This window comes from uncultured Flavonifractor sp. (assembly GCF_944383115.1).
Lineage (GTDB): Bacteria > Bacillota > Clostridia > Oscillospirales > Oscillospiraceae > Flavonifractor.
On sequence record NZ_CALWOJ010000014.1, the window covers coordinates 25,042 to 34,230 of the forward strand.

General features: G+C 63.0%; 10 protein-coding genes and 1 tRNA gene. 10 read left to right on the forward strand and 1 reads right to left on the reverse strand.

Translation table 11 applies throughout. The features are described 5' to 3' along the window. Positions 1-6 precede the first annotated feature (6 nt). A tRNA-Gly gene (locus tag Q0K43_RS03115) sits at positions 7-82 on the forward strand. Positions 83-381: 299 nt separating this feature from the next. Beyond that, a complete protein-coding gene (locus Q0K43_RS11690) occupies positions 382-717 on the forward strand; it encodes a zinc ribbon domain-containing protein (protein ID WP_366086124.1) in 336 nt (111 codons plus the stop codon). Positions 718-816: 99 nt separating this feature from the next. On the opposite strand, the gene Q0K43_RS03120 is transcribed toward Q0K43_RS11690, so the two are convergent. Next, the gene (locus tag Q0K43_RS03120; protein WP_297289113.1) at positions 817-1,146 is read right to left on the reverse strand and encodes a hypothetical protein; all 330 of its coding nucleotides are present in this window, start codon (positions 1,144-1,146) and stop codon (positions 817-819) included. 306 nt (positions 1,147-1,452) lie between these two features. Here Q0K43_RS03120 and Q0K43_RS03125 point away from each other — a divergent pair, with 306 nt between their 5' ends. The 8 genes from Q0K43_RS03125 to Q0K43_RS03160 all read left to right on the forward strand — a co-directional run bounded on the left by Q0K43_RS03125 (position 1,453) and on the right by Q0K43_RS03160 (position 8,947). After that, the gene (locus Q0K43_RS03125; protein ID WP_297289120.1) at positions 1,453-1,926 is read left to right on the forward strand and encodes a shikimate kinase; all 474 of its coding nucleotides are present in this window, start codon (positions 1,453-1,455) and stop codon (positions 1,924-1,926) included. A gap of 190 nt (positions 1,927-2,116) precedes the next feature. After that, positions 2,117-3,868: a DEAD/DEAH box helicase gene (locus Q0K43_RS03130; protein ID WP_297289121.1), complete on the forward strand. Its 1,752-nt coding sequence runs from the start codon at positions 2,117-2,119 to the stop codon at positions 3,866-3,868. A gap of 321 nt (positions 3,869-4,189) precedes the next feature. After that, complete coding sequence (locus Q0K43_RS03135) at positions 4,190-4,504, forward strand: hypothetical protein (protein ID WP_297289114.1); 315 nt, start codon at positions 4,190-4,192, stop codon at positions 4,502-4,504. Continuing rightward, positions 4,504-6,513, forward strand: a complete 2,010-nt coding sequence (locus tag Q0K43_RS03140) for a V-type ATP synthase subunit I (RefSeq protein ID WP_297289115.1) — start codon at positions 4,504-4,506, stop codon at positions 6,511-6,513. The genes Q0K43_RS03135 and Q0K43_RS03140 overlap by 1 nt, the downstream gene beginning before the upstream one ends. Position 6,514: 1 nt before the next feature. After that, a complete protein-coding gene (locus Q0K43_RS03145; protein WP_297289116.1) occupies positions 6,515-7,009 on the forward strand; it encodes a V-type ATP synthase subunit K in 495 nt (164 codons plus the stop codon). Positions 7,010-7,023: 14 nt separating this feature from the next. Continuing rightward, positions 7,024-7,611, forward strand: a complete 588-nt coding sequence (locus Q0K43_RS03150) for a V-type ATP synthase subunit E (RefSeq protein ID WP_297289117.1) — start codon at positions 7,024-7,026, stop codon at positions 7,609-7,611. Positions 7,612-7,641: 30 nt separating this feature from the next. After that, positions 7,642-8,640 carry a V-type ATPase subunit gene (locus Q0K43_RS03155; protein WP_297289118.1) on the forward strand — a complete coding sequence of 333 codons (999 nt, stop codon included), beginning with the start codon at positions 7,642-7,644 and terminating at the stop codon, positions 8,638-8,640. Further along, complete coding sequence (locus Q0K43_RS03160; protein ID WP_297289119.1) at positions 8,633-8,947, forward strand: V-type ATP synthase subunit F; 315 nt, start codon at positions 8,633-8,635, stop codon at positions 8,945-8,947. Before Q0K43_RS03155 ends, Q0K43_RS03160 begins: the two co-directional genes overlap by 8 nt. Positions 8,948-9,189 lie beyond the last annotated feature (242 nt).

A 9,189-nucleotide genomic window follows, 5' to 3' on the forward strand; every position in this document is an offset into this window, starting at 1 on the left:
TCGCTTGCAGGTGTAGCTCATCTGGTAGAGCGCCACCTTGCCAAGGTGGAGGTAGCGAGTTCGAGCCTCGTCACCTGCTCCAAAATAAAACGGCACCCCAACTGGGGTGCCGTTTTATTTTGGAATTTGTATCTTGGGCAGGAACTCGCTACCTCCACCCAAAACGCGGTGTGACCGCGTTTTTTTAATCAAAGAGGTCGGGGGCCCCGCAAAAGCATAGCTTTTGTGGGTACGGAAGCGAGTTCGAGCCTCGTCACCTGCTCCAGAAAGAAAGAGACAGGACGTACGTCCTGTCTCTTTCTTTTTTAAGTTTACATTGAACCATCGCAAAAGTTTTGGTAAAATATGTTGTATCAAAACCTTTAGAAAGGGGGGGCCTATGTGTTTTGCTCCAAATGCGGGAAACAGATCCCGGAGAAAAGCGCATTCTGCTCCTTTTGCGGCGCTCCTGTGGCCGCTGGCAGTGTGGCTGCGCAAAATCGCCCAAATATTTCTGAACAGCCACCTCAAGCCGCTGGCCAACAACTCGCAACCCGCTTTCGACTGACCTTTTGCGATTATTTGTTCTATGGTTTACAGCTGCTTGCACTGATTTTGGCCGTATTTTTCCCGCTGGTGTCGGACAGTGGAGACAATCATCATCTGGCTGCCATTCCTTTCTGTTCCTGGTACAGCAGGGGTTTGTCAATCCCCACGGAACCTATACATTTGGGCTGAGCTTTGTGTTTTGGCTGGTGCTGGCGCTGCTGGTTGTCTCTGTATTGATCGGGCGGAAATCCAAGCCCGGCCAGTAATGCCGGAGGGGCGCCGTCCGTCTCACCCCAGGAAAAACCGGGCCGCTACGGCGATCACCGCCGCCAGCACACCCGCCGAGGCGATGAGATCGGCGGCCAGAAGCAGATCCTTCCGGCGGCGGGGTTCCGGAGCCTCCTCCACAGGGGGAAGCTCCTGCTCGGGGAGCGGCTCCCCTCCCAGCGCCCGGCGGCAGGCCTCAAAATCCAGCACCTTTCCCTCCGGGCGGGCGGACTTCCGCCGGGGCAGCACGGTATAGCATACCGCCTCCTGCCCCACGCAGGCCTTGCGGCCCGCCTCGTTCCCGCATACTGTGATCCGTCGCGCATCCAGATTGACAAAAATGGTTTCCATACCGTTTCCCTCCTGTTGTTCCGGCGTCTGATCCCAGTATAGGGGTGGTGCTGTCCCATAAAACGGACTTTATAACCGCCCTGCACACTTATGACGGGACAGCGGGGGAAAAAGTTCCCCGGCCATGTATAGAACTTTCGTTCGAGTCAAGTATACAACATATGTTCTAGTTTTGCAAGACTTTTTTACGCCCTTCGGAACAGGCCTGCTGCGCCCGCCGGAGGCCGGGGTCTGAAAGCCCCGTCAAATCATGGAATTGGAGAGGATGGTCCCGCTGTGGAACGGAACAACATCACCCTGATCGGGATGCCCGGTTCTGGGAAGAGTACCGTGGGGGTGCTGCTGGCCAAGAGCCTGGGCTACCGTTTTTTGGACGCCGACCTGCTGATTCAGCAGCGGGAGGGCGCTCTTTTGCAAAAGATTTTGGAGCAGCGGGGCGTGGAGGGCTTTCTGGATGTGGAGGAGGCCGTCATCCGGGATCTGGACTGTACCCGCACCGTCATTGCCCCCGGCGGCAGCGCAGTTTGCCGGGAGGGAGGCGCCCGCCGGCTGAAGGAGCTGGGGCTGGTGGTGTATCTCCATGTGCCGCTGGAGGAGCTGGAGCGGCGCATCCGCAACATCACCACCCGGGGCATTGCGATGGCGCCCGGCCAGACCCTGGCCGACGTGTACGCCGCCCGGGAACCGCTGTACCGCAAGTACGCCGACCTGACGGTGGAGGTGGCCGGGGGCAACGCCCTGGAGCAGACGGTAGCGGCGGTGCTGGCGCGGCTGGGCTGAGGCCCGCCCCTTGTATTTTTTAAAAAATGTGCTATACTAAATAACCAATAGGGAATCCACACGAGCGAATTGCCCGCCGGCTGGCCGGCGGGCTTCGTCGTGTTTTTCCTGCCGCCGCGCGGCAGAAGGTTTTTTGTCGTTTACGCCCCCCGGCGCGGAGGGGGCCAAATTTGTGAAAGGAACGAACCGCATGACATTCCAGGAACTCGGCCTGAGCAAGCCCATCCTGAAGGCGCTGGCCGAACAGGGGTATGAGCGCCCCTCCCCCATTCAGGAAAAGGCCATTCCCCCCGCCCTGGCCGGGCGGGACGTACTGGGCTGCGCCCAGACCGGCACCGGCAAGACCTGCGCTTTTGCCGCCCCCATTCTCCAGCGCCTGTCCGCACGGCAGGCCAAGGGCCGGCCCATCCGGGCCCTCATTCTCACCCCCACCCGGGAGCTGGCTCTCCAGATCCAGGAGAGTTTTGCCGCCTACGGCAGCCGCCTGCCCCTGCGTTCCGCCGTCATCTTCGGCGGCGTGGGTCAGAACCCCCAGGTGGAGCAGCTGAAAAAGGGGGTGGACATTCTGGTGGCCACCCCAGGCCGGCTGGAGGACCTCCACGGCCAGGGCTTTATCCATGTGGAAAACCTGGAGATCTTTGTGCTGGACGAGGCCGACCGGATGCTGGACATGGGCTTTATCCACGATGTGCGCAAGATCCTCAAGTGGCTGCCCCAAAAGAAGCAGACCCTCTTCTTCTCGGCCACCATGCCCCCCGAGGTCCAGGGACTGGTGGACTCCCTGCTGGTAAACCCGGTGAAGGTGGCGGTGAACCCGGTGTCCTCCCCGGTGGAGGTCATCGACCAGAAGCTCTACTATGTGGACCGGGGCAACAAGACCAAGCTGTTGGCCGGCCTGATTCTGGAGCCCGACGTGAAGAACGCCCTGGTATTCACCCGCACCAAGCACGGGGCCAACAAGGTGGCCGGGGACCTGGTGAAGGCGGGCATCGCCGCCGCCGCCATCCACGGCAACAAGAGCCAGACCGCCCGGCAGCAGGCCCTGGCCGACTTCAAGAGCGGCAAGGTCACCGCCCTGGTGGCCACCGACATCGCCGCCCGAGGGCTGGACATCGACGAGCTGAGCCACGTCTTTAACTACAACCTGCCCGACGTGCCCGAGACCTACGTCCACCGCATCGGCCGTACCGGCCGGGCGGGCCGGGGCGGCACCGCCATCTCCTTCTGTGACGTCAACGAGAAGGAGGAACTGAAGGCTATCCAGAAGCTGCTGGGCAAAGCCATCCCGGTGGTGGAAGACCACCCCTGGCCTATGGAGGTCTTTGAACCGCTGCCAAAGGACAAGAAGGGCCGGGTGGTCAATCCGGAGGACGCCGAGGCCCGGGCCGCCGCCAAGGAGAAGCGCCGCCAGCGGGATGCGGCCAACAAGGCCGCCGCTGCGGAGAAGAAGGCCCAGGCCGCCCGGAAGGTGGAGCAGCCCGTCCCCGCCCAGCCGGAACAAAAGAAGAAGTCCAGGCGGGGGGTGCGCAACAGCGCCACCCTGGAGGAGGCCCTGACGGCCACCTCCCCCGCCCGGCCCTCCGCGCCTGAGCCGGCTTTCGCCGACTTCCGCCGTCCCGACCCCCTGGCCAGCGACATCATCATGGACGCCACCGCCCGGCTGCTGGCCCCCCGGAAGCCTGCGCCCCGGCCCGAGAAGACGGAGAACCGGAAGGAAAAGCGGCCCAAGCAGCAGACCAGTCAGGCGAAGGCCGCCCAGAAACAGCCCAAGGCCCAGAAGCAGCAGCCCCCTCAGCCCCCCGCCCCCAAGAGCGGGCGGAAGAAGCACGGCGGCAGAGGCCGCGCCGGCCGTCCGCCGGAGATCGTCCTGCGCTCCAACGGCCAGAAGGACTCCACCGAGCAGCCCAGCCTGATGAAGCCCTACTACCTCAGCGACGACTGAACCCACAGACGCCAAAACACGCCGCAGAAATCTGCGGCGTGTTTTTTTGCGGGCAAAGAGGGCATAGTAAAAATCAACAAAATTTTTTGTTAATAAATTAACGAGCGGAGGCAGATGAGAAAATAATGCAAAAAAATCAAAGATTAACAGCATATAGCAAAGATAAGCGAAAAAATAAGAATATTTTAGCCTCAAAAAAATGCAGATAAAAAACTAAACTGATAATTTTAAACTTGCAATTAGCGGGGGATTGAAGTATGATTCAGGTAACATCGGGAAACTTGTCCATAGAGACAAGGGCAGAAGAAAGGCGGTGAGAGTATGTCTCTGGAAGCGATCAAGCAGGTGACCGAGGCCGAGCAGACCAACAAGCAGCGCAAGGCGGAAGCCCTGGCGGAGGCCAAGCGCACGGTGGCGGAGGCCGAACGGGCGGGCAAGGCCCGGCTGGCGGAGGCCCGCGCCCAGGCGGAGGCTCAGGCCCGCGCCTTCATGCGGGAGGCGGAGGAAACGGCGGCCAAGCACGCCGCTGAGGTCAACGCCCAGACGCAGACGGCCTGCGACGCGCTGCGCGCCAAGGCGGAGAGTCGCCTGGCCCAGGCTGCCGAGAGCATCGTGAGAAGGGTAGTGAAGAGCTGATGTCCATTGTGAAAATGAAGCGGCTGCGGCTGATCGGCATGCGTGCCGAGCGGGAAGCCATGCTGCGGCAGCTTCAGCATTTGGGCTGCGTCCAGATTGACGAGCCGGGAGATCGCTCCGACGATCCCCACTGGGCCCGTCTCACGCGGCCGGACACCGGGGCGCTGAACGAGGCCAAAGACGCCCGTTCCAGCGTGGAGAACGCCCTGAAGGCCCTGAAGAAATACGGCCCCAAACAGAAGGGCGGGCTTCTCACCCCCAGACCGGTGATCACAGAGGGAGAACTCTTCGACGACGAGGCCTACCGGACCGGCCTGGCGGACGCCGGGCAGCTGGTGGCCCTGGAGCGGAGGATCTCCGCCCTGTACGCCGAGCAGAACAAACTGCGCACACAGAAGCTGGCGCTGGCCCCCTGGCTGGCGCTGGACATTCCCCTGGAAACTTCCTCCACGGCGGAGGTGGCGGTACAATTCGGCGCCGTGGCCGCCGCCACCGATCTGGATGCCTTTGAGGGGGCCCTGGGGGCCGTCACCGACCTGTATGAACTGATGCGGGCGGGCGCGGATAACGAACTGAAGTATCTGGTGTTCCTCTGCCACCGCAGCGTGGAGGAGGACTGCCAGGCGGTGCTGAAGGAATACGGCTTTTCCCGCTCCGCCCTGCGGGGCTGGACGGGGACGGCGGCGGAGAACGACAAGCGGCTGGACGACCAGCTGGCTGCCGCCGCCAAAGAGCTGGAGGACACCGTGGCCCGGGTGGGGGAATACGCCTCCAAAAAAGGCGCGCTGGAGCGGTGTCTGGACCGGGCGGATCAGGAGATCGCCCGGGAGGAGGCCCGCTGCCGCCTGCTGGACAGCGACGCGGCCTTCTTCCTGGAGGGCTGGGTGCCTGTCCCCGACGAGAGCAAGCTGCTGGAGCGGCTGGGGCAGTACACCTGCTGCTGGGAGACCCAGGACCCGGAGCCGGAGGACTACCCGGTGGTGCCGGTGAAGCTGAAAAACAACCGCTTTACCGAGCCGCTGACCACCATCACCGAGATGTACTCCCTGCCCGCCTATGACGGCGTGGACCCCAACGGGCTGATGATGCCCTTCTATGTGTTCTTCTTCGGGTTCATGTTTGCCGATTTGGGCTACGGCCTGATCCTGGCGGGGGCCTGTGCCTTCATCAACTGGAAGGTCCGGCCCAAGGGAGGCTTCGGGCAGCTGATCCGGCTGATGATTATGTGCGGCATTGCCTCTGCCGTCATCGGCTTCTTTACCGGCGGCTTCTTCTCCGATTTCCTGTATCAGTTCACCAGTATGCTGGGGCTGCCCCAGCCGGTGATCCCCTTCCTGTCGGTACCCGACGGGGCGACGGGGGTACCCGGCCCCCTGCTCAACGTCATGGGCGACCCCATGACCGTGCTGGTCTTTGCACTGGCCGTGGGCTTTGTGCAGATCGTGGTGGGCATGATCGTGAAGTTCTGGATGCTGTGCCGCCGGGGCCAGGTGGTGGACGCGGTGCTGGATATCGGTACCTGGTGGGTCATCTTCGCGGGTATCGGCCTCTTCGCGGCGGGTATCGGCAACGTGGCGGGCTATCCGGTGGTACTCATCATCGGCTGCCTGATGCTGCTGGGCCAGGGCCGGACGGCCAAGGGCTTCGGCAAGGTGACCGCCATCATCGGTGCGGTGTACAACGGCGTGACGGGCTACTTCGGAGACATCCTCTCCTACTCCCGTCTGATGGTGATGATGCTGGCCGGTTCGGTCATCGGCCAGGTGTTCAACATCCTGGGCGCCATGCCCGGCGGCGGAATGCCCCCGGCCATCGGCATCCCCATCTTCTTCATCATCTTCATCATCGGCCACGCCTTCAACATCGGCCTGAACGTCATCGGCACCTACGTCCACACGTCCCGTCTGCAATACCTGGAATTTTTCAAGCAGTTCTATGAAGAGGGCGGACGCCCCTGGCGGCCCCTGAACATTGCGACAAAGTATGTCGACATTAAGGAGGAAGAGTAACATGACATTCGGTGAATTTCTGACCCAATACGCTGGCGCGTTCTTTGGTTTCCTGGGCGCCGCTCTTGCTGCAGGCCTGGCCTGCGTTGGTTCCGCCAAGGGCACCGGCCTGGCCGGTGAGGCGAGCGCCGGCCTGCTGGCCGAGGACCCCTCCCAGTTCTCCAAGTGTATGATCCTGCAGGTTATCCCCGGCACCCAGGGCCTGTACGGCCTGGTGATCGGCTTTTTGGCCCTGATGAAGATGGGCCTGTTCAGCGGCACTGTGGGTGAGCTGACCATTGCCCAGGGCCTCATCGTCCTGGCCGCCTGCATCCCCATGGCTCTCGGCGGTCTGCTCTCCGGTATCGCTCAGGGCCGCGTGGCTGCTGCCTCCATCAACATCGTGGCCAAGAACCCCAACGACTGGTCCAAGGGCATGGTGCTGTGTATCATCGTGGAGTTCTACGCCATCCTGTCCCTGCTCATCTCCTTCCTGATGATCATGTTCGGCTTCTAAGCAAGAGGTAGACTATGGACGGAATTGAAAAAATCACCGGACGCATCGCGGCCGACGCAGGACGGGAGATCGACGACATCAACGCCGAGGCCCGCCGTCAGGCCGACGAGATCACGGCCCGGTATGAGGCTCAGGCCCAGCGGGAGAGCGAGGAGATCCTCTCCCGTGGCCGCCGCAACGCCGACGAGCGGGTGGAGCGGCTGGCCAGCGTGGCCCAGCTGGACGCCCGCAAGCTGGAGCTGGCCGCCAAGCAGGAGATGCTCTCCAAGGCCTACGACCTGGCCCTGGAGCAGTTGGTGAATCTGCCCGACAAGGAGTATGTGAACCTGCTGGCCGATCTGGCGGTGAAGGCCTCCTCCACCGGCCGGGAGGCGGTCATCTTCTCCCAGAAGGACCGGGCCCGCTACGGCAAGGCCGTGGTCACCCAGGCTAACGAGAAGCTGGGCGACGGACGGCTCACCATGTCCGAGCAGACACGGCCCATCAAGGGGGGCCTCATCCTCAGCGACGGGGACGTGGAGGTCAACTGCACCTTTGAGACGCTGGTGCGCCTCCAGCGGGGCGAGATGGACCGCGAGGTGGCCAAGGTGCTTTTCGACTGATGCGCTCCTTGCAAGTAAGGAGGCATAAATTTGGCTAAGATCAAAGATACCGACTATCTGACCATATCCGCCCGTATCCGGGCCATGGAGAACCGTCTCCTTACCCGGGAGCGGATGGAGCGGATGCTGGACGCCCGCACCGACGACGAGGCCGCCAAGGTCCTCACCGAGTGCGGCTACGGGGAGCTGACCGCCCTCACCCACGCCGGGCTGGACGAACTGCTCTCCGCCGCCCGGGCCGCTCTGTACAAGGAGCTGAAGGGCGCGGTGCCCGACAAGCGGCTGGTGGACGTGTTCCAGATGAAATACGACTACCACAACGCAAAGACCCTCATCAAGGCCGCCGCCGTGGGGGCGGAAGCCGACCGGCTGCTGATGGAGGGCGGCCGCTGGACCGCCGCCCAGATCAAGGAGGCCTACCAGCGGGACAACCTGCGGGACTTCACCGACCCCTTCCGGCGGGCCGTGGTCCAGGCCCGGGAGCTGCTGGGCGGCGGGGGCGATCCCCAGCTGGCCGACTTCGTGCTGGACCGGGCCTACTTCGCCGAGATGAGCGAGGCCGCCAAAGCGGTGGGCAGCCCCTTCCTGGAGGGGTACGTCCGCCTGCTCATTGATTCCACCAACCTGCGCTCCGCCGTCCGGGCGGCCCGCATGGGCAAAGGCGCCGATTTCCTCAATCAGGTACTCCTCCCCGGCGGCAACGTGGAGGTACACACCCTGACTTCCGGCAAGGGCAGCGATCTGGCCGCCCTGTTCCGGGCGGGCCCCCTCAGCGAGGCGGCCGCCGCCGGCGCCGCTCTTACCGCCCCCGGCAGCGGGGAGCTGACCGCCTTTGAGCGGCTGTGCGACAACGCGGTGATGAACTATCTGGCCCAGGCCCGCCGCATCCCCTTCGGGGAGCAGGCGGTGATCGGCTACCTGTACGCCAGAGAGAACGAGTTTACCGCCATCCGCACCATTCTGTCCGGCCGCATGGCGGGGCTGGACGGGGACACCATCCGGGAAAGGCTGCGTGAAGCCTATGTCTAAGTATAAGATCGCAGTGCTGGGGGACAAGGACAGCGTGCTGGGCTTCAAGGCCCTGGGGCTGGACGTGTTTCCCGCCGAGACCGTGGAGGAGGCCAAGCGTACCCTCCACCAGCTGGCCAAGGAAAATTACGCGGTGATCTACCTCACCGAACAGTACGCCGCCGGTATGGCGGCGGAGGTGGCCCGGTACAAGGATGAACTGACTCCGGCCATCATCCTCATCCCCGGCAAGGACGGCTCTCTGGGCATCGGCATGGCCAACGTCAAGAGCGCCGTGGAGCGGGCCGTGGGCGCGGATATTCTTTAACTGCTGACTGCACGGGTCAAATGGGACGATGTGGGCATTGTCCCCTACGCGCGCAGATCTTTCATTGCTCTGTAGGGGCGGGTGCCCACACCCGCCCGCACCCCCGACCGAGCCCAGCGCAAGCGGGTCGGACGGGGAGGAGGAGGCGCAACGGCACGAGTGAGTGTTCCCGTTTACGGGGACGCGAAGGATGTGAAGTTTGCGCCGACGAGAAAGAAGGTTGAGCTATTTGAGCGGAAAAA

What these genes read in the sequence shown, in the direction of transcription:
- Q0K43_RS03145 (WP_297289116.1), top strand. Translation starts at nt 6,515, where the DNA reads ATGACATTCGGTGAATTTCTGACCCAATACGCTGGCGCGTTCTTTGGT.
- Q0K43_RS03150 (WP_297289117.1), top strand. Translation starts at nt 7,024, where the DNA reads ATGGACGGAATTGAAAAAATCACCGGACGCATCGCGGCCGACGCAGGA.
- Q0K43_RS03130 (WP_297289121.1), top strand. Translation starts at nt 2,117, where the DNA reads ATGACATTCCAGGAACTCGGCCTGAGCAAGCCCATCCTGAAGGCGCTG.
- Q0K43_RS03125 (WP_297289120.1), top strand. Translation starts at nt 1,453, where the DNA reads ATGCCCGGTTCTGGGAAGAGTACCGTGGGGGTGCTGCTGGCCAAGAGC.
- Q0K43_RS03120 (WP_297289113.1), bottom strand. Translation starts at nt 1,146, where the DNA reads ATGGAAACCATTTTTGTCAATCTGGATGCGCGACGGATCACAGTATGC.
- Q0K43_RS03135 (WP_297289114.1), top strand. Translation starts at nt 4,190, where the DNA reads ATGTCTCTGGAAGCGATCAAGCAGGTGACCGAGGCCGAGCAGACCAAC.
- Q0K43_RS03140 (WP_297289115.1), top strand. Translation starts at nt 4,504, where the DNA reads ATGTCCATTGTGAAAATGAAGCGGCTGCGGCTGATCGGCATGCGTGCC.
- Q0K43_RS03160 (WP_297289119.1), top strand. Translation starts at nt 8,633, where the DNA reads ATGTCTAAGTATAAGATCGCAGTGCTGGGGGACAAGGACAGCGTGCTG.